Here is a 19,763-nt window from a genome sequence, read left to right as displayed (position 1 = left end):
AGGGCGACATCACTAACATCGGGCAAAGCCCGATGAATAATACACAGCGAATCAGAAAGCCCTGAAAGGGCGACATCAAAATTCACCACTCAATCCCAAACATATTCTTCATTATATTCTATTTTATATTTTTTCAAAAATGCTCGGAATTCATCTTGAAAAGTCTTCGTTTTGTGATGCTCATCTTGGTTTTCTATATATTTTTCCACTACATCAATCTGAATCGGATTTACCGAAAATGCTCCATAACCATCTTGCCAATAGAAATTCTTAAATTCATTTCCTTTTGTTTTAATCCATTTCGAGGAACTCTGTTTTGCCTCTTGAATCAACTTCATTAATGCTATTTTCTTGGATAAAACACATAAAATATGAATGTGATCTTGATGCCCACCAACAATTATAGGATTGCATTCCAATTCTTTACAAATTCCACCGATGTATGAAAATAATTCCTCTTTGATAGAAACTGTAATTAATTTTTCTCTGTGTTTTGTACTAAATATAATATGGACATATACTTTTGCTAAAGATTGTGACATAATTTTAAGTTTTAAAAATAGTAGATTTTCATGTTTTGGTTTTCATAGGAATTCGTCCTACTTTGTTTCATAGGACTTCATCCTACGTTGTTGATTTTGTCCTTTCAGGACTTTTTCGATTATTCGTTTTTCTTTTTCATTTCGATTATTCGTTTTTCTTTTTCATAGGACTTCGTCCTACGTTGTTGATTTCGTCCTTTCAGGACTTTTTCGATGATTCGTTTTTCTTTTTCATAGGATTTCTTCCTATGCTGTTGATTTTGTCCTTTTAGGACATTTTATAAATCTCTTTCCAATCCATTAATTTGAAAAATTGATAAAAAGCGAATTCTTTTTGTAGTCAATTTTCAAATTAGCACATTATCAAATTAGCACATTGATTTTCCTCGGTTCATAATTTTTCACCAGATCTGCAATTGCTTTGATGTGTGGTGGCGTTGTTCCGCAACAACCTCCGATAATGTTGATGAGCCCTTTTTCTGCATATTCTTTTATTTGTTCTGCCATGAATTCTGGCGTTTCATCGTATTGTCCGAAAGCGTTTGGTAATCCTGCATTTGGATAAGCGGAAATATAAAATTCAGAATTTTTGGATAAAGTTTCTAAATAGGGCGTTAATTGTTCTGCTCCTAATGCACAATTTAACCCAACACTCAAAAGATTCAAATGCGAGATGGAAATCAAAAATGCTTCTGCAGTTTGTCCGCTCAAAGTTCTTCCGGAAGCATCGGTAATCGTTCCCGAAACCATAATTGGAATTTGGATATTTCTTTCTTCCTGTATTTCATCAATAGCAAAAAGTGCGGCTTTTGCATTCAAAGTATCGAAAATAGTCTCTACCAAAAGTAAATCTGATCCGCCATCTAATAGTGCTTTTGCTTGTTGTTTGTACGCAATTCTCAATTCATCAAAAGTGATGGCACGAAAACCGGGATCATTCACATCTGGACTCAAGCTCGCTGTTCTGTTGGTTGGTCCCATTGAACCTGCTACAAATCTTGGTTTTGCAGGATTTTCTACAGTAAATTCATCACAAATTTTTCTGGCAATTTTCGCAGATTCATAATTTAATTCATAAACTAATTCTTCCATGTGGTAATCCGCCATTGCGATGGTGGTTCCAGAAAAGGTATTGGTTTCGATAATATCTGCGTCGGCTTCCAAATATTTTCGGTGAACTTCTTCGATAGCATTTGGTTGCGTCAATGATAGCAAATCATTATTTCCTTTCAAAGAATGCTCCCAATCCTTGAATCTTTCGCCACGATAATCTTCTTCGGTGAAATTGTATCGTTGCAGCATTGTTCCCATCGCTCCATCGAGAACGAGGATTCTTTCGTTTAATGCTTTATAAAGTATTGCGGTATTTTTCATTTTATTAATAATTAATAAGAGGTTTACTTATTTTCTGACAATCTTAAAATATCTCCAAACACGCCACGAGCTGTTACTTTTGCTCCGGCTCCGGCACCCATAATAACAATTGGATTCTCGCCATAACTTTCAGTATAAATTTCGAAAATGGAATCTGAACCCTTTAATTGTCCAAGTGAAGAATTAGCGGAAACAGAGATTAACTGAACATTTAGTTCCCCTTTTTCCTGTTGTAAATCTCCGTGTAAGTCGCCAACTAAACGTAAAACATGATTTTCTTTTAGGTTCTTTTTAACTTTTTCGAAATGTGCATCTAAAAGATCTAAGTTTTGCACAAATTTTTCTGTGGAAAGATTAATCAATTCTTTTGGAATTAGGTTTTCAACTTTAATATCGGAAAACTCATTGCTTAAATCGAGTTCTCTTGCTAAAATCAATAATTTTCGGGCAACATCATTTCCAGAAAGATCTTCGCGAGGATCAGGTTCTGTAAATCCTTGCTCCATCGCTTCCTTTAAAATAGTGGAGAATTTTTCAGCTCTAATTGAAAAATGATTAAAAATATAAGAGAGAGAACCCGAAAACACCCCTTTGATTCTGGTAATGTTTTCTCCTGAAAGATGCAGTAGTTTTATCGTATCAATTAACGGTAATCCTGCACCAACATTAGTTTCATATAAATATTTTTTATTTTTTTTATTTAAAACATGACGAAAATTTCGGTATTCAGAAATCGGTAGGGTGTTGAAAATTTTGTTGGACGATACCAAGTCGAATCCGTTTTCTGCCAAACGCGTGTAATTTTTTACAAATTCTGCACTCGCTGTATTATCAACAACGATTAAATTTTCTAATTGATTGACTTGTGAAAACTGAATGAGGGAATCCATATTCGATTCGTCTTCTGCCACCAAAATATCATCGGCCCAAGTCTCATTAAATCCATTTTTATTAAAAGCAATTTTTCTTGAATTGGCCACTGCAACAATTTTTAAATCGAGCTTTTTCCGATTTCGGATTAGTTCAGAATTTTGTAAAACCTGATCAATCAAAGTTGAACCTACTTTCCCATGACCAATCAGGGCCAAATGAACCGTTTTTGGTTTTGAATTGATTTCGGCTTCGATGATGTTTTTGGCTTTCTCATCTTGCGAAGAAGTGACCACAATATTAACCCTATTTTCGGCTGCAACATGATTTAGAATTAAAGGGAAAATATTATTCCTCGCCAATTCAGAGTTAATTTTATTAAAATCTTTAGTCGTAAATCCCAAGACAGAAACATTATTTATACTGAAAATCTGACTTACTTTCCCAGATTTTCTTTCATTTTCAAATTCATCGATCAAGCAATTGACCGCTTTTTCAGAATCGTTTTCATTCACCAAAACAGAAATTCCGTTTTCAACGGCTTGCTGAGAAATTACACCCACGCTAATTCTGGCGTAAGTGAGTGCTTTAAAAATTCTACCGTCGATTCCGACTTCACCCAAAAAATCTTGACCTTCAAATTTAATGATTGATTTATTTTTTAAAATTTTTATTTCGTTTTTATTTTTCATGAAAGATTGTATTTAAAATTTGATTGAGTTGACCATATTCCATTAAAAAAGCATCGTGCCCGTGAACGGATTTAATTTCGTGATAAAATGTCTTGGAATTAATTCCCCGTAAAAAAGCGTAAGATTTTCGCATTTCAACCGCAGGAAAAAACAAATCAGAATCTACGGCGATTAAGTGAATATGGGCGCTAATGTCTTTTAGCTTTTTTTCTTCTGTATTAATGGACATCAACAAATGATTCATTAAGTGATAAGCTTTTAGACTAAACCGTTCTTTTAATTTTTCGCCATGAAAATTGAGCCAATCGTGGGATTTTAAGATTTGTTTTTCGGGATGAATTTCATTTTTAAATCTTTCATTTAAAGAGAGTGGTGTTCTGTAGCACAACATGGCGTGGATTCGGGCTTTTTGCAAAGGTTGATCTTGATGATTCAGTAGAAATTGTTGAACCAAACACTGCGCATGCAACCAATCTGTGGTTCTGTAATCACACGCAATCGGAATGAAATTTTCAGCCAGGTCTGGATTTTCTGCCAATAATTCCCAGCCAATCGCACCGCCCAATGACCCACCGATTAAGGTGTGAAGTTTTGAAATATTTAAAAGACTTAAACCGTTGAGGAAAATAGCTGCAATATCTTTGGTCGTAAAATCTTCCACATTTTCAACCAACGTTCCATCAAAACCATTTCCGGGAATGTTAAAACAAATAACCGTAAAAATTGTAGTATCAATCACTTTGTTTTCACCGATTACAGATTTCCACCAACCATTTTCTCCTGCAACATTCGAGTTTCCGGTCAAGGCGTGATTCACCATAACAACTGGCGCAGAATGTAGTGCCGGTCCGAAAATCTGATAGGAAAGCTTAATATCAAGAATTTTTCCTGATACTAATTTCTGAGTTTTGAGTAGGAGGTGTTGCAGCGAAGTTTCCAATTTTATTAAAAATTAAAATTGAAAATGCTACCTGAGAAAGGTAAAAATGGTTCTGTTATCTTCACCCAGCGAGGGTAAGAATGTAGCACCTTCTTCGTTTCCGAAGGGTTGCCAAGGTTTCATAGAGTCTTATCTCTCCACCTTTCTTAATAACATTTTCAATATGTAAATGAACTTATTTCGATGCAAAGAAAAGCATTAAATTCAAATATAACAAATATTAGGAAAATTTTTTATTCCTTAATTTCGCAGCAGAAAATTATTTAAAATGATGACGGAGAAAGAAAGAATGCTCAATGACCAATGGAAAAAATGGGGGCCATATGTAAGCAATAGACAATGGGGAACGGTTCGCGAAGATTATAGCTCAAACGGAAACGCTTGGGGATACACCACCTACAACAGTGCCATCAGCAGAGCTTACCGCTGGAGTGAAGACGGAATTGCAGGAATCTGTGATTCTAAACAAAGGTTATGTTTTGCTTTTTCCTTTTGGAACCGAAAAGATAAAATGATCAAAGAACGATTTTTCGGATTGAGCAATTATGAAGGAAATCATGGTGAAGATATTAAAGAAATTTTCTATTATCTTGATAATACACCCACCCATTCTTACATGAAAATGGTGTATAAATATCCCATCAGCGAATTTCCCTATGATGAATTAATTGCTGAAAACGGCAGAAGATCAAAAGAGGAGCCGGAGTTTGAATTGATCGACACCGGAATATTTAGTGATAATAATTACTTTGACATCTTCATTGAATATGCTAAAATCAATCATGACGACTACCTTATTAGGGTCACCGCCATCAATCGAAGTATTGAAAAAGCACCTTTGGTTATTCTCCCAACTTTGTGGTTTCGGAACAATTGGAGCTGGGGTTATGGAACTTATGAACCCCAACTAAAATCTTCGTCTAACGGCGATATTGAGATTCATCATGAATCTTTACCCGTCATAAAACTCTATTCTAGAGCTCAAAACACAAAGGTTCTTTTCTGCAATAACGAAAGTAATCCCGCGGTAATTTCCAACGCAAGCAACGCCCCAAAATATTACAAAGATGGCATCAATAATTATTTTGTTCATGGTGATTTTAATGCAGTAAACCCCGATCAAAACGGCACAAAAGCATGTATCGTAATAGATACTGAGCTGGAAGCTGGTGAAAGTAAAACTTTTGATTTCCGTTTGAGTCCACACGATATGGAAAATGCTTTCTTCGACTTCGACGATATTTTTAGTTTAAGAAAAAAAGAAGCGGACGATTTTTACGGCGGAATCCAAAAAGAGATTGAAAATGAAGAAGAAAAAAACATTCAGCGACAGGCATTTGCAGGACTACTTTGGAACAAACAATTCTATCATTACAATGTTGCTAAATGGTTAAAAGGAGACCCGAAGTTTGATGCCCCACGAAATTTTGACCATCACGTTCGAAATAAAGAATGGGAACATATGCTAAACAAAGACATTATCTCAATGCCGGATAAATGGGAATATCCTTGGTTTGCAACGTGGGATTTGGCATTTCATTGTGTCCCATTTGCAATTTTAGATTCGGGTTTTGCCAAACATCAGTTAAAATTATTGACCAAGGAATGGTTTATTCATCCCAATGGGCAATTGCCGGCATATGAATGGGATTTCAGCGATGTAAATCCGCCTGTTCATGCATGGTCTACCTTTCGGGTTTTTAAAATTGATGAAATGATCAATGGGAAACCCGATGTTCCTTTTCTGGAAAGTGTTTTTCAAAAATTATTATTGAATTTCACTTGGTGGGTCAACCGAAAAGATAAACAAGGGAATAACATTTTCGGTGGTGGTTTTTTGGGTTTGGATAATATTGGCGCCTTCGACCGAAATATGCAATTCAAAAATGGTGACCACTTAGAGCAAGCCGATGGCACAAGCTGGATGGCCATGTTTGCTTTAAATATGATGCGAATCTCCATGGAACTTTCGCAATATAACCCGATTTATGAAGATATGGCAATTAAGTTTTTTGAACATTATTTATATATCGCTGAAGCTATGGAAAATATCGGCGAAACAAAAAACGGTTTATGGAATGAAGAAGATGGTTTTTTCTATGACCTGTTACAGTTGAATAATGGCGATTCTGTTCCTTTAAAATTAAGAAGTATAGTGGGTTTAATCCCGTTATTTGCTGTAGAAATTGTAGAACATAGCATGCTAGAAAGACTTCCGAATTTCCGAAAAAGAATGCACTGGATTTTGAAAAACAAACCCCATTTGGCTGACTTAGTTTCCCATTGGGAAGTGGAGGGTAAAGGCGGAAAACACCTGATGAGTATTCTGCGTAAAACCCGACTGAAAAGAGTTTTGTGCAGAATGGTCGATGAAAATGAATTCTTGTCTGATTACGGAATTCGATCCATGTCTAAAGTATACGAAAAAAATCCTTTCAATTTTTCGGTCGATGGCAAAAATTTCAATGTGAAATACACCCCAGCAGAGAGTGACAGCAGCATGTTCGGCGGAAATAGCAATTGGCGCGGTCCAATTTGGTTTCCGATTAACTTTCTTATTGTAGAAAGTTTGCAACGTTTTCATTACTATTACGGCGACAGTTTACAGATTGAATATCCTACCAACAGCACCCAAATGCGCAATCTGGATTTTGTAGCGAGTGATTTAAGCAAACGCCTCTACTCGATTTTTAGTAAAGATGAGCAGGGAAATCGGGCTTTCAATGGTGAAAGTGATTTGATGAATGACAACGAATTCTTTAAAGATTACATCATGTTCCACGAATATTTCAACGGAGATACCGGTAAAGGAATTGGCGCCTCTCACCAAAGCGGTTGGACAGCGACGATTGCAAAATTGATACAACCAAGAATGGGTTCGAGACCACAATAAATTTTAGACACGATCAAAAAAGGTTCAGATATAATCCTGAACCTTCTTTATACGAAAATTTTAATAAAGTAAAAGAGCATGTAGCCCATTGCACTTAAAAATATATTTTAGATTCTAATTTGAGGCACCACTATTTTCAATCGCAAAAGTCCTAACGCCTGGCGCGCTAATTTTCGGATTACGAAGGGTAATGAGAATATTTTTTACAATATTTTTAGAAGCGAAATACTTCTCTTCACACATATTGCTGCTCAATTTGTAATTTCCTTTTTTAATAACCAAAAAATTCTCCCCATGAGCAGGGATGGCAAGATTATAATGGTCGATTCCCATAATTCTAACAATCATATTGCAATTCGATTTATTTTGTATCATGATAATTGCATCTTTTCCCTTTTCGTCATTATCGAAAAGTTGGTTGAGTAATTTTACAGTTTTATCTTGATGTTTGGCTGGATTTTCTAAAATAAGTTTCTTAAATTCTTCTGCTTCATCAGCACTCCATCGGTTAATATAAGTACTAGAAACTTCTGCAGTTTTTCCCTCAGCATCTTGATAAGGCTTAAGACCTGGTTTCATCCAAGAAGATTTATTATGGGAAGCCAACTTGGGTTGAACAACTTCTTTCTTCGGTTTTTCCAAATTCATCTTTTTTAAGGGTGTCAATGTACTCTGATTGTCGCTAAGATTGGTAAGCAAAACCACTTTTTCTTCACTTTTAAATGAATTATTAGCAATTGGTTGCACCACTTCTTCCGTGGTTTTTGCAACTGGTTTTTCCGCAATTTGAGAAACTTCCGCAGTTTTTCCCTCAGCATCTTGATAAGGCTTAAGACCTGGTTTCATCCAAGAAGATTTATTATTGGAAGCCAACTTGGGTTGAACAACTTCAGAAGCTTTCTGTTCCGTGATTTGATAAGGCGTTAGACCCGGTTTCATCCAAGCGGAAGTTTTGAGTGTATGCAACTTTGATTTCAGGGTAAAGACTCTAGAATCACCCGGGTTTGCTGTTTTTAGATAGGCTTCAATTTCCTGAATATTTGTACTATTTAAAATGTCGCCCGTGTTTTTTTGAGCAATAAGAAATAAACTACAAAAAATCGTGACCAAAAAAATAACTTTTTTCATGAAAAACTATAGGATTATTTTATTCTAAATTTAATATAAGTAATGGTTTTTCCTTTTGCTTCAAATAAACCTTCGTAGTAGGTTTTTATTTCTCGCAATAATGGAGTTCCGGGATCAAATTCTGGCGCTCCATAAATATCATGATTTGCAAAAAGAATCTCGTGATTTAAACCTTGAAGCAAACCCAACGTATAACCATGTAGAAATTCAGAATCTGTTTTTAAATGGACGATTCCTTCTTTTTTAAGAATTTTCTTATAACGTTCTAGAAATTCCGGATGCGTCATTCTGTGTTTGGTGCGTCGGTATTTAATTTGAGGGTCGGGAAAGGTAATCCAGATCTCATCTACCTCATCAACTGCAAAAAAATGATCGATTAATTCAATCTGCGTGCGAAGAAAGGCTACGTTGCTTAAGTTGTTTTCTAAGGCATCTTTTGCCCCAAACCAAAATCTTGCACCTTTAATATCAACACCAATGAAGTTTTTCTCTGGGAAAGCGCGTCCTAAACCAACAGAATACTCTCCTTTTCCACAGCCTAATTCCAAAACAATAGGATTATCATTTTTAAAAAAATCCCGTCTCCAATTTCCCTTTAAATGAAAATCAGCTAAGGCTTCTTCTCTTGTTGGTTGAAAAACATTTGAAAGTGTTTTATTTTCGGCAAATCTTGCCAATTTATTTTTACCCATATTTTTTTTTAGCAAAACGCTAGACTTATCAACCGAATTAAATGTTGATTTTAAACTAAAAACGCAGTCAATTAATAATTATTATTTAGTAGGCATGGATAAAGACACCATAATAGCTTGTTTTACAGATTTTTGGGCAGCATATTGCGCTCCACAAAGTTTACTAGTAAATAAATAGTCTCCTTTTAGAACCACTATCGAGTTGTCTGAATGAGCAGCAACAGGTACACTATAGTTTGCGTCTCCTGCTCCCACAATTCTCACAATCATATCGCAATCTGATTTGTTTTCGATCATCACAATACTTTCCTTACTATTGGGATCATTGTCAAAAAGCGAATTTAGAATTTTAACTGTTTTATCTTTGTGTTCTTTAGGCGATGACGCCATCAACGTAGTAAATTCTTCTTGTTCTTTGGCATCTAAGGTTGCTAATGATTCACTACCTGTAAAAGATGCAGCACCAGAATTTTGTTTTGCTGCCCCACCTTGAACGGATCCGAAATTACCCATCCTTAAATCTTCTTTGTATTTAGCAATTTGCTTCTGCTTAATAATTTCAGTCATTTCAGCATAGCTGATTCTGGTAGATGGTTTCTTGCGTAAAAGCGCAATTTTTTCTTGAAACTCAGGGATCTTGGGGTCTGCTGGATGCGCATATTTTATATATTCATAAAGCATTTCTACTAACCGCGGTTTTAGAATTGCTCTTTTGGGATCATCCGGATGTGCAATTCGCAAATAGCCATCAATTTCATAGATGCTGGTACTGTGCATGATTTTCCTGAAGTCTTTCTTTTTTTGCTGCCCGTAAAATTGGGCACTGAATAAAAAAAGGCTGAGCAGTAAAAAAATGTTTTTTAACTGTAACATAAGGTGATTCAAAATTTTGTGTTTATAAATAATATACTTTTTTTACCCAATTCATCTCATATGATAAAAAGTATAAAGAAATATATTTGCAAATATAAAAAATTAATCACAAATGTTATTTTATCTAATGAATCTTTATTCTGAGATATTCATCAATTGCGAATTTCTTACCCTTCGCTGATAAATCGGTAAATATTTATCAATATACACCGCAACTGCCTCATAATTATCAGTTTGTACAAAATGATTAAGATCATCGGAAGTATACACAAATTGCAAAAAGTTCTCGATGAGATGTGCTGGTATTTTAAGATTAGTGAAATAGCTTTCGCCGTAATAATTTTTAATATTACGTACCGCGAAATTCATCCGTTCGTATTGTTGAGCCCGTTCTTGTTTCTTTCTCTCACCTGATAGAATATCGAAAATACTTTCAAGATTAAAGGTCAGTCCGCCACCACTAAGTCCAGCAACGGGTAAATGGGGTGAAGTTCCGTCGCCTTTAGGTGCGGGCAGTCCGATCATTCTTTGTAACGCGAGTGCTTTTTCACCGGTTTTCAAAGAGTTAACATCTTTTCGAAGGTTTCCGGTTGGTTTAAATTTACTAATCACCACTTCTTGTATATCGTAGTAAGCGATTTTTAATTCTACGACATTTTTGTTTGTTTGCAGTTGATCTGCAGTAACTTTTACATCTGTTCTATCGGTAACGATTGAAGTAAAGCGAATAATATCGCCTGCTTTAGCGGGTATTTTAAAGGTACCAAAATAATCAGTATACACCGTTTTTTGAGCGGTAATATTGGTTACATATACTTGATTCAGATAGTAAACCGATTTGTCTCTAATCAAGATTTCTCCGGCAAAGAACTGAGACTGAACTTTAATCAAAATAAAAAAAGTGAGCAGTAAAAATAGTTTCCTCATACAGTGGACAAAATAAATGAATTTTTAGCTAATAATTCTTTTTTAGATCAGAAATCAAGGTTAAAGTTTGGTTAAAGCCTCAAAAAAAATGTTAATTGATTTGAAATAAAAAATAAAAATGGCTTAAACAAAAAATCCCCGGGAAAATTCCCAGGGATTATCAACGTAAAGTAGGTTGATTATTTTTTGATAAATTTCACTTTCGTTAACTCACCATCGTTATCTAAGGCAATAATATATACTCCTTTCTGCAATTGAGAAACTTGTACTTTACTATTGACTACTTTACCTTTGTTCACCGCTTGTCCTGTCATATTATAAATAATATACGTGGTTTTGTCGGTAACTTTAGAAATATTTAGAATATCTGTAGCTGGGTTAGGATAAACCTGAACATTTACTTTGTTCCCGCTTTCACCAACAGCAAGGCCGCCAATATCTAAGGTATAATCTTCAACTTGACCGTAAGTAGAAGTGCCGCACGGGGTAATGTTTCCACCGATAGAACTGTCATGTAATCTTACTCTCATTCTGGTCAATCCTGATTTTGCAGTTAGTGGAATATCAATTGTTCCAGACCAAGGAGACTTGCTCTTATCTGTTAACACTACAAGCTCTGAGTCATCAAAGTTTTTATCTTGATTGAAATCAACCCAAACTCTTACTTCATCACTAGCATAAGATGAGGGACCTGTCGCAGTGAAAGGATAACTCATTCCTTTCGTCACATTTCCAACGACGGTGGTGAAATCTTCATAACCTGCAGTACTGGTTGAATTGTTATTAATGTTGGCAACAGTTACGTTCCCTATTTTCTCAAAACTGGTTGAAGTTGCACCCGCAGTACAATAAGTCGGAACCGTAGTTGTAAAGTTCACGGAAGCACTATAAGAACCAGTAGTTCCTGAACAAACGGCAGCCACTTGAACCTCATAAGCAGTACCTTCATCTAATCCAGTAATGGTATAACTATTTGCTGGCGCAGTCATTTCTATCCAAACCGCATCAGCGACCTTTTTATATCTTACTTTATAAGAAGCACTTGCAATTGGATCCCAATTTACATTTGCCGAGGCATTCGTAATTGCAGAAACTGCAAGACCTGCAGGCGCAGTTCCATCACATGCAATAATTGCAGAAACGGTAACTGGAGCTACGGTATAGAACACATTGCCAATCGCAGAAATTCTCACCTTTAGGGTAGCGTTCGTTGCAAACGAGGCAAAGCTAAAATCTTCCGTTCCGTCGTTCGGGGTAGAGGCTGCTAAAACCGTCCACGTTGCCCCATTATCTGTTGTATAATCAATTTTCACATCCGACACATTGAAAGGAGCGGCGTTGGTACCGACTACATCCCAAGTTAGCGGGCCAGGTGCATTGTTGTACACTTTATTGCTGGTGATTTTAAATGGACCATTGGCACTTACGGTAACTTTCTGCAAAGCAGATTGTGTTTGTTGTTGTTGCGAATCTGGATGATTATCTCTCACCGTAATTCTAAAGTTAGAAACTCTTGCTACCGATGACACGGCTTCCCAACCATTAAGATCGGTGACAGAACCCGCCATTACCGTTGCGAATTTCGGGAAATATCTTGTTGGATTGGAAGTTCCCATAATTGATCTAAAACTGGCACCACTGGTTGTTTGTCCTAAATTGGTTTTAGAAATAGTAACCGTGGCATTATCAGCTTGTTCCCAAGTGTAAATTAGCGGGTCGTTTTCCAGATCAGTTGCTTGCGCCGTCAAAACAAACGCCGTTCCTTTAGGAATGGTAACATCTGGCATTGGTGTAATCACCGGTGCGTTATTGCTTACGTTTTTTTCGACATCACATGTTTTAGAAACCAAGTTATTTTGAACTTGAATAATTGAACTGATGTGAAAATAACCATCAGAGTGAGGTTGTACATCAGTAGCGCCCGTAATACCAGCATAGCTCATCACGGTAGATCCAGATCCTGGTTCCACATTTGTTCCTGTACCGGATTCAAGATTCATTGAGAAAGTATGGTTAGCCCCTAATTGGTGACCGATTTCATGGGCAACATAATCAATGTCAAAATTATCTCCGAATGGCATACCATCAGCAGGAGAAGTAATACCAGAACCTTTTCTTGTATTCGTAGGAACTCCACTACCATTTAGTGAAGGGCTTATACAAACACAACCAATACAACCTGCATTACCGCCACCACCAAATGCTCCAAACATATGGCCGATGTCATAATTATCTTCGCCAGCAACTGCAGTAATTATTTTCTGAGTTTCTAAATTCCAGCTTCCAGGAACACCACCAGCAGTAGCAGTTGCAAATGGATCTGTTGCTGCATCAGTATAGATTAAACTTGGAAAATCCTGAAGAATCAAGTGAAGACCGAAATCTTTTTCGAAAACCCCATTACAACGAGTCAAAGTAGCATTAATAGCAGCCATCGCTCCAGAAACACCTCCAAAGTACGTGGTGTATTCACCATTCGTTGTCATTACCAATCGCATGGTTCTGTACTTCTGATCCGAAGCTCTTTTGAAATCGAGTGGATTATTGATAAAACTGCTGCCATCTCTATAGAGCTGATCTATTTGCTTTTTTGTTAATGGCTCTTCGCTTGTTGAGCAAACAAAAGCTTTATCTGCTTCCGATTTATTGGTTTTTGGGTGAACACCGTAAATTGATTTTGCAGCATTTTGTGGTTCAATGAATTCGTACGCTCCATTTCTAATAATCATTGACTGAAAGTCATTGGGTGCCACACTAAATCTTACATAAGCCGTAGGATCATCAATTCCAACTCCTACATAAGAGCCTAATTGATAGCGTTCTTGTAAAGATTTTACAACTACTGGCGCGCTATATACCGCAAATCGCTCAATTTTTCCATCAAGCGTAGGCAGTTTTATTTCTACTGGTTTTGCATTTTTACCGGTCTCTTGCGCATTGGCAAGTGTAGATCTCATCATGGTAAGATCTAAGGAGTAGTAACTCTTAACATTAGATGTTGTTCGGATTCTCTCACCTTGCATTGATGTTGGGCTCCATTGCGCAAAAGCAGCCGTGGACATCAATCCACAAAGCAAAGAAGTAAAGATTTTCTTCATAAGGCTAATTTATTGATTAAAATTATTAGCCAAAAGTAATTTTTTTTTGTTAGTCTTCAAAATAAAATTGATACAACTTTATCAAATTTACAAAACAATTGATATTTTTTCGAAGTAAGAATTAGAATATTGACAAAATAAGAGGGCAAAATATAAGAATAAAGAATTAGGATGAAAACATTTAAGAATTTATTATGAAAATAACTTGCAATAAAAGATTCAAAAACCATTTACCACATCATACTTTATTGTTAGAAAGAATAGGCAATGTTCCAAGAAAATCCAATATTAAATTTTGCAGAACTTTTCCCAAATCCTGGTACAATCATCGGTTTAATTTCATCCTGTTTTGAAGTAAACATTAAATATTTTGGTTGTGCGGTCGCTTCAATATATAAAGGAGTTTCAAAAAGTTGTACTCTCCCTCCTAGGTTCAATTCCATCCAGTAGGAACTTTGCGTTGATTCGGGGAAGGCCTGTGAAACCTCACTGCCTCCAAAGCCACGAATTGGCACGGCTCGGTATTCTTGATTATAAAAGGAACCCGCCACTTTACCGCCCACAAAAAAACCATTCATGGGGTTTTCTTGGTCATTTGCCAACATGTAAAGCGAACCGAGTTTTAGAAATAGGCCGCTTACCACCGCATCATAAGCGTTTTTCTGATAAGTATTTTTTTCAAAACCAATATCTGCAATGGCATACCAATTCCCTTTCACTTTAGTAGACACAAAACCTTGGAACAATTTTCGATCTGAAAAAGCGCCAATTCCCGCATTCAAAACATCAAAACCCACTAAAAAATTAGGTTCATATTTCCATTGTACACGCAGGGAATCTTGCTTTTTTTGAGCAAAACTCATCAGTAGAAGGAAACTAAAAAAGAAGGTAAAGATGCGTTTTGCTTTCATCGATAATTTGGGTTTGATTTTGCTCCACTGCTAAAACAGCGTTCGGGACGTTTAGAACAGAATTTACATTTTGATACAACTTCTTGATGCCGCACGCTGGCGAAACGTACTCTGAACTTGTTGTATAATTAACTTGAATTTCAGAATTCACGGATGTTCGGGACACACCGACCAACATTTTGGTAAAAGGCTGCTCGTCAACCCGCAATGGAATTAAAACGGAATCTGTTTTGGCCACCGTCCCATAAACGGCAATCGGGCCTTTTCCATAATCTACGGCAATGAACAATGAATCCATCGTTTTCATTTTTCCGGTCGCTTTGGTTTTGAATTTAATTTTCATTCGTGGCGTTGCTTCCCCACCAATGCAGATATCATCATCACTTCCGCAAGAAAAAAGCGAAAGCAGGAATATGGATATCATAATTATTTTGAAGAACTTCATTAATCAAATTTAATTAAATCTTTACTAAAAGTGCAATATTTTCAACGTGATGTGTTTGCGGGAACATATCAACTGGTAATATTTTCACCAATTTATAATGATCTTTCATCAAGGCCAAATCTCTGGCTTGCGTTGCCGAATTGCAACTCACATATACAATTTTCTCCGGTGCGATTTTTAGAATTTGTTCGACCACTTTTTGATGCATTCCATCTCTTGGCGGATCGGTAATCAATACATCGGCTTTGGGATGTTGGCCAATAAATTCATCGTTGAAAATTTCTTTCATATCACCACAATAGAAGGTGCAGTTGGTTAACCCATTGAGTTCTGCATGTTCTTTGGCTGCGTCAATCGATTCTTGCACAGACTCAATCCCGATGACCTGTTTTGCTTTTTGTGCAACATATTGGGCGATTGTTCCCGTTCCGGTGTATAAATCATAAACAACCTCATCACCTTTCAGATCAGCAAATTCTAAAGTTTTTGCATAAAGATTTAACGCTTGCTTGTAATTCGTTTGAAAGAAAGATTTTGGACCTATTTTAAATTTCAAACCTTCCATTTCTTCCATTAAAAAACCATCTCCATGGTAAATTTGCACATTTTGATCGTAGAGCGAATCGTTTTGTTTAGAATTAATGGCAAAAAGCAAAGTTTTAATCTGTGGGAATTGGCTCAACAAAAAGTCGAATAATTTCTGTTGATTTTCTTTTTGTTCACGGAATAATTGAAATAAAACCATCCATTCTCCTTTAGAATTTTGCCGAAACATCACGGTTCTCAAAAAGCCTTCTTGATTTCTCACATCGAAAAATTGCAGCCCGTTCTCTACGGCATGTTTTTTAATAGCCAAGCGCATTGCATTAGACGGATTTTCTTGCAGGAAACATTCGTTTAAATCTAAAATCTTGCTCCACATTCCAGGGATATGAAATCCTAAAGCATCTCTATTTCCAAAGTTTTCTTCAGAACTGATTTCATATTGGGTGAGCCATCGCGCGTTAGAAAAAGAAAACTCCATTTTATTGCGATAGAAATATTGTTCCTCGCTTCCTAAAATGGGCAAGGTTTCAAAATCTTCAATGCCTGCTATTCTTTTGATATGATTAAAAACTTCGTCTTGTTTAAATTCGAGTTGTTTTTCATATGAAAGATTCTGCCATTTGCAACCGCCACAAACCCCGAAGTGCATACATTTTGGCTCCACACGGAAAGGAGATTTTTCAACAATTTCAATCATTTCTGCTTCGAAATAATTTGATTTTGATTTCTTTACACGGGCATTTACCACATCACCAGGAACTGCTCCAGAAACCAAAACGGTTTTACCTTCATCGGTTCTTCCTACGGCAAAACCTTTTGACCCAGCAGAAACCAATTTGATATTTTCTAAAATAATATTTTTATTTCTCTTTCTCATGACAATTAATCTGACCGCAAAAGTAAGGTTTTAAAATAAAAAAACGGGAATTAACCCGCTTCGTGTTTCGTTAAATTATTGAATTTCTTTCAAATACAGTTTAATTTACATTTGCCAGGTATTGATCGCGATTCCTTAAATAAAATAGTCCAGACAAGGCTCCTAGAAAAAGAAAAGACAAGGTCCAAATATATTTTGAAGAGAGGTTATTTTTAAACACGTCAACGATAAGAATGACGGAGGCTAAAAAATTTGCAAACAAACCGGAATATATTAGAATCAATCCCATATCAAAAGGAATCCCGAGCGACTCTAAATTAAGCGTCACCGAAAATGCTGTGAATACTAATCCGAAAATAGCAATGGGGTACAATATTTTTTTAGAAATAAGTAAATCTGATTTCATTTTAAAAAGTTTTGTCAAATATAAAAAAATCCCACCCGAAAATTCGGGCAGGATCTAATTTTTAAATTCTAATTTCCGTTATTTGTTTGCTGCAGGTGCTTCAGCAGGTGCTGGCGGTGCAAGCAAGTCATTCTGTAAAGTTGCTTCTGGTGCGACAGGCGCTTTCAAACCAGTTACTTTATCAAGAACGGTTACCAATTCTGGTTCTCCTAAGTTGTAGAAAAATTTACTGGCCACTTTTCCATCTTTATCGATTATTATAAACGAAGGAAGTTTGAAACCATAAATCCCTAAATCTTTTGCTATTTGAGAATTCATTCCATTTTCAGCATAAGCACTTGTCCCAGGAAGTCCCATTAACATTGCTTTGCTGGTTTTAGAGAACTGATCTTTGGTATCGTCTAAATTCACATAAATAAAATCCAATTTAGATTGGTAGAATTTGGTTACCTCTCCTAAAACCGGAAGCGTTGCTTCTGAAATATAGGGATTCCAAGAGGCGTAGAACATTACCAAAGCAGGTTTTGCTTTATTATCTACCAATTTATAAGCGCTCCCATCTTCTTTTACCAATTTCGCCGAGGTAATTGCTTCGCCCATTTTTGGACCAGAAAGCACGAATTGAATACGCTCTAAATCTTTTTTAATTTCTGCATCTTTAATTTTCTCCTGAATAACTTTGCTAATTTTCTCTGCATTTTCTGGAGTTGTTGAAGGATTAATGTCGCTGTTAGACATTACAAAAGCCAATAAATAGTCCTTTTCTAACTGCGGCATTTCTTTTTTCGTATCTAAGAACTGCGAAAACAATACTGAAGAAGTTTCTTGTCCTGATTTATTATTCGCATCAGCATACGTTTGGAATTCCTGGCTCAGTTTACCGAGCAAATAATTTCTATAGATGGGTTGATTTCTCAACATTCTTTCGCTGTCTTTTTTTAATTTTGCTTCGGCATCGGTAAAGTTTTTAGAAACTTTGAAACCTGCTTTTCCACTTGCCTGGCTATGATTCATTTCATATTGGTTCATCAATCCAAGGATACTTGCATTCATTTCATCTTTTTTCCACTGAACAGCATCACTGTCGGGAGAGAATTTCTTGGCAGCAGCATCGATACGTTTTTCTAACTCACCTCTAATTTTTTCAACTTCTTTAAGGAAGGCAGCTTCCTCTTTGGTTACCAATTCCCCAACATTAATCTGACCTGCATAGGTTTGAATTTGGGTTAAGGCTTCTTGAATAAATTCATTGTTTTTCTTTCCGTCGCCCGCTACGGTGAATTTCGCTGGGAACGTGTCCGCTTGCGCAGAAATATTAACTTTTTGGCCGCCCTTTAAGTAAACCATTGCTTGCTTACCTGCGTAAGTCATGATGTACATTCCGTTTTTTGGGGCCTCAAAACTACCGGCAAAGTTTCCTTTGCTATCGACACCCATGTTCACTAAAGGAAGTGTTGCTACTCCAGAAGCTTCTATAAACTCTATTCTTTCTAAAGGTGAACCTCCGGCAAAATTACCTGTTACTTCCACTTTTTTTGAACATGACATTGCAACAAAAGCAATCATTAGCATGAAAAAATACTTACTCATTTTTATTGTTTTTTCTTTTTAAATTAAAAATTGATGAAATTTAGAACCCTTGGTTTCCAAATCGGTGCAAAAATAAGGTTTTCACCGAGTTATTAAAAATTTTATTTTAAGTTTTGTGAAAGTTTAACAAAGAAAAACTGCCTTCATTTCTGAAAGCAGTTTTTATGATTATCAAATTTCTATTAACCTTGGTCAATATTTGCTGAGATATACTCTCTGTTCATTCTGGCGATAACGGATAAGGTAATTCCTTTCGGGCATTCTACTTCACAAGCTCCTGTATTTGAACAGTTACCAAAACCTTCTTCATCCATTGCAGTGACCATATTGAGTACTCTTCTTTTTGCTTCTACTCTCCCTTGCGGAAGTAAAGCAAACTGTGAAACTTTAGCACCTACAAATAACATGGCAGAACCATTGACACAGGTTGCCACACAAGCCCCACATCCAATACAGGCTGCGGCATCCATGGCCTCATCAGCATCATCTTTGGGAACAGGGATTGCGTTGGCATCCAAAGTATTCCCAGAGGTGTTTACTGAAATGAATCCACCGGCAGCCATCACGCGGTCAAATGCGCTTCTGTCTACCACGAGGTCTTTAATAATTGGGAACGCTGCACTTCTCCAAGGTTCAATATGAATGGTTTCGCCATCTTTAAACATTCTCATGTGCAACTGACAGGTGGTGATTCCGGTATCTGGTCCGTGCGGGCGACCATTGATATACAGGGAACACATTCCACAAATACCTTCTCTACAGTCGTGATCAAAAGCAATCGGCTCTTGACCTTCATTAATTAAGTTTTCGTTGAGCATATCCAACATTTCTAGGAAAGAAGAATCCGTAGAAACATCAGAGATTTTGTAGGTCTCAAACTGTCCTTTTGTTTTATTGTTTTTCTGTCTCCAAATTTTCAGAGTCAGGTTTAATCCTTTATGTGTACTCATTTTTATTAC

At 36.4% G+C, this 19,763-nt stretch carries 16 protein-coding genes and 1 riboswitch; of the genes, 1 reads left to right on the top strand and 15 read right to left on the bottom strand.

The window, feature by feature from the left end:
* Nucleotides 1-89: 89 nt before the first annotated feature.
* From tnpA to QWY78_RS00690, 4 genes are all read right to left on the bottom strand, one after another.
* Nucleotides 90-542 carry an IS200/IS605 family transposase gene (gene tnpA / locus QWY78_RS00705; RefSeq protein WP_290215747.1) on the bottom strand — a complete coding sequence of 151 codons (453 nt, stop codon included), beginning with the start codon at nucleotides 540-542 and terminating at the stop codon, nucleotides 90-92.
* A gap of 363 nt (nucleotides 543-905) precedes the next feature.
* Nucleotides 906-1,916, bottom strand: a complete 1,011-nt coding sequence (locus QWY78_RS00700) for a homocysteine S-methyltransferase family protein (protein WP_290215746.1) — start codon at nucleotides 1,914-1,916, stop codon at nucleotides 906-908.
* A gap of 23 nt (nucleotides 1,917-1,939) precedes the next feature.
* On the bottom strand, nucleotides 1,940-3,478 hold the full coding sequence (locus tag QWY78_RS00695) for an ACT domain-containing protein (protein WP_290215745.1): 1,539 nt from the start codon (nucleotides 3,476-3,478) through the stop codon (nucleotides 1,940-1,942).
* Entirely contained in the window at nucleotides 3,468-4,418 is a 951-nt protein-coding gene (locus QWY78_RS00690; protein ID WP_435389025.1) for an alpha/beta fold hydrolase, read from the bottom strand. The genes QWY78_RS00695 and QWY78_RS00690 overlap by 11 nt, the downstream gene beginning before the upstream one ends.
* Nucleotides 4,419-4,470: 52 nt before the next feature.
* A riboswitch (SAM riboswitch) is annotated at nucleotides 4,471-4,574 on the bottom strand.
* A 112-nt stretch (nucleotides 4,575-4,686) separates the two neighbouring features.
* Here QWY78_RS00690 and QWY78_RS00685 point away from each other — a divergent pair.
* The gene (locus tag QWY78_RS00685) at nucleotides 4,687-7,311 is read left to right on the top strand and encodes an MGH1-like glycoside hydrolase domain-containing protein (RefSeq protein ID WP_290215744.1); all 2,625 of its coding nucleotides are present in this window, start codon (nucleotides 4,687-4,689) and stop codon (nucleotides 7,309-7,311) included.
* 114 nt (nucleotides 7,312-7,425) lie between these two features.
* Here QWY78_RS00685 and QWY78_RS00680 read toward each other — a convergent pair whose 3' ends face one another.
* The 11 genes from QWY78_RS00680 to QWY78_RS00630 form a co-directional block, all read right to left on the bottom strand.
* Nucleotides 7,426-8,439 carry a DUF6759 domain-containing protein gene (locus QWY78_RS00680; RefSeq protein WP_290215743.1) on the bottom strand — a complete coding sequence of 338 codons (1,014 nt, stop codon included), beginning with the start codon at nucleotides 8,437-8,439 and terminating at the stop codon, nucleotides 7,426-7,428.
* A gap of 14 nt (nucleotides 8,440-8,453) precedes the next feature.
* Nucleotides 8,454-9,131, bottom strand: coding sequence for a tRNA (guanosine(46)-N7)-methyltransferase TrmB (gene trmB, locus QWY78_RS00675; RefSeq protein ID WP_290215742.1), 678 nt, complete (start codon nucleotides 9,129-9,131; stop codon nucleotides 8,454-8,456).
* Between the two features lie 81 nt (nucleotides 9,132-9,212).
* Nucleotides 9,213-9,908, bottom strand: coding sequence for a DUF6759 domain-containing protein (locus tag QWY78_RS00670; protein WP_290215741.1), 696 nt, complete (start codon nucleotides 9,906-9,908; stop codon nucleotides 9,213-9,215).
* Between the two features lie 231 nt (nucleotides 9,909-10,139).
* Nucleotides 10,140-10,931 (bottom strand): hypothetical protein, encoded by a 792-nt coding sequence (locus QWY78_RS00665; RefSeq protein ID WP_290215740.1) that lies wholly within the window; start codon nucleotides 10,929-10,931, stop codon nucleotides 10,140-10,142.
* A 179-nt stretch (nucleotides 10,932-11,110) separates the two neighbouring features.
* Nucleotides 11,111-14,029, bottom strand: a complete 2,919-nt coding sequence (locus tag QWY78_RS00660) for a reprolysin-like metallopeptidase (RefSeq protein WP_290215739.1) — start codon at nucleotides 14,027-14,029, stop codon at nucleotides 11,111-11,113.
* Nucleotides 14,030-14,280: 251 nt separating this feature from the next.
* The gene (locus tag QWY78_RS00655) at nucleotides 14,281-14,940 is read right to left on the bottom strand and encodes a DUF6048 family protein (protein WP_290215738.1); all 660 of its coding nucleotides are present in this window, start codon (nucleotides 14,938-14,940) and stop codon (nucleotides 14,281-14,283) included.
* A complete protein-coding gene (locus QWY78_RS00650; RefSeq protein ID WP_290215737.1) occupies nucleotides 14,906-15,364 on the bottom strand; it encodes a DUF6452 family protein in 459 nt (152 codons plus the stop codon). The genes QWY78_RS00655 and QWY78_RS00650 overlap by 35 nt, the downstream gene beginning before the upstream one ends.
* 34 nt (nucleotides 15,365-15,398) lie before the next feature.
* The gene (rlmD, locus tag QWY78_RS00645; RefSeq protein ID WP_290215736.1) at nucleotides 15,399-16,808 is read right to left on the bottom strand and encodes a 23S rRNA (uracil(1939)-C(5))-methyltransferase RlmD; all 1,410 of its coding nucleotides are present in this window, start codon (nucleotides 16,806-16,808) and stop codon (nucleotides 15,399-15,401) included.
* 100 nt (nucleotides 16,809-16,908) lie between these two features.
* Nucleotides 16,909-17,214 (bottom strand): hypothetical protein, encoded by a 306-nt coding sequence (locus tag QWY78_RS00640; RefSeq protein ID WP_290215735.1) that lies wholly within the window; start codon nucleotides 17,212-17,214, stop codon nucleotides 16,909-16,911.
* 78 nt (nucleotides 17,215-17,292) lie between these two features.
* Nucleotides 17,293-18,804: a TlpA family protein disulfide reductase gene (locus QWY78_RS00635; RefSeq protein WP_290215734.1), complete on the bottom strand. Its 1,512-nt coding sequence runs from the start codon at nucleotides 18,802-18,804 to the stop codon at nucleotides 17,293-17,295.
* Between the two features lie 182 nt (nucleotides 18,805-18,986).
* Entirely contained in the window at nucleotides 18,987-19,754 is a 768-nt protein-coding gene (locus tag QWY78_RS00630; RefSeq protein ID WP_290215733.1) for a succinate dehydrogenase/fumarate reductase iron-sulfur subunit, read from the bottom strand.
* Between the last annotated feature and the right edge of the window lie 9 nt (nucleotides 19,755-19,763).

The organism is Kaistella yonginensis (genome assembly GCF_030409525.1).
In the GTDB taxonomy this organism is placed as follows: domain Bacteria; phylum Bacteroidota; class Bacteroidia; order Flavobacteriales; family Weeksellaceae; genus Kaistella; species Kaistella yonginensis.
The sequence above is the reverse complement of the archived record's forward strand: the minus strand, read 5'-3'. Positions and strand labels throughout refer to the sequence as shown.

Coding starts and splice junctions, on each gene's coding strand:
- tnpA (WP_290215747.1), bottom strand. CDS start 542: ATGTCACAATCTTTAGCAAAAGTATATGTCCATATTATATTTAGTACA.
- QWY78_RS00700 (WP_290215746.1), bottom strand. CDS start 1,916: ATGAAAAATACCGCAATACTTTATAAAGCATTAAACGAAAGAATCCTC.
- QWY78_RS00695 (WP_290215745.1), bottom strand. CDS start 3,478: ATGAAAAATAAAAACGAAATAAAAATTTTAAAAAATAAATCAATCATT.
- QWY78_RS00685 (WP_290215744.1), top strand. CDS start 4,687: ATGATGACGGAGAAAGAAAGAATGCTCAATGACCAATGGAAAAAATGG.
- QWY78_RS00680 (WP_290215743.1), bottom strand. CDS start 8,439: ATGAAAAAAGTTATTTTTTTGGTCACGATTTTTTGTAGTTTATTTCTT.
- trmB (WP_290215742.1), bottom strand. CDS start 9,131: ATGGGTAAAAATAAATTGGCAAGATTTGCCGAAAATAAAACACTTTCA.
- QWY78_RS00670 (WP_290215741.1), bottom strand. CDS start 9,908: ATGCACAGTACCAGCATCTATGAAATTGATGGCTATTTGCGAATTGCA.
- QWY78_RS00665 (WP_290215740.1), bottom strand. CDS start 10,931: ATGAGGAAACTATTTTTACTGCTCACTTTTTTTATTTTGATTAAAGTT.
- QWY78_RS00660 (WP_290215739.1), bottom strand. CDS start 14,029: ATGAAGAAAATCTTTACTTCTTTGCTTTGTGGATTGATGTCCACGGCT.
- QWY78_RS00655 (WP_290215738.1), bottom strand. CDS start 14,940: ATGAAAGCAAAACGCATCTTTACCTTCTTTTTTAGTTTCCTTCTACTG.
- QWY78_RS00650 (WP_290215737.1), bottom strand. CDS start 15,364: ATGATATCCATATTCCTGCTTTCGCTTTTTTCTTGCGGAAGTGATGAT.
- rlmD (WP_290215736.1), bottom strand. CDS start 16,808: ATGAGAAAGAGAAATAAAAATATTATTTTAGAAAATATCAAATTGGTT.
- QWY78_RS00640 (WP_290215735.1), bottom strand. CDS start 17,214: ATGAAATCAGATTTACTTATTTCTAAAAAAATATTGTACCCCATTGCT.
- QWY78_RS00635 (WP_290215734.1), bottom strand. CDS start 18,804: ATGAGTAAGTATTTTTTCATGCTAATGATTGCTTTTGTTGCAATGTCA.
- QWY78_RS00630 (WP_290215733.1), bottom strand. CDS start 19,754: ATGAGTACACATAAAGGATTAAACCTGACTCTGAAAATTTGGAGACAG.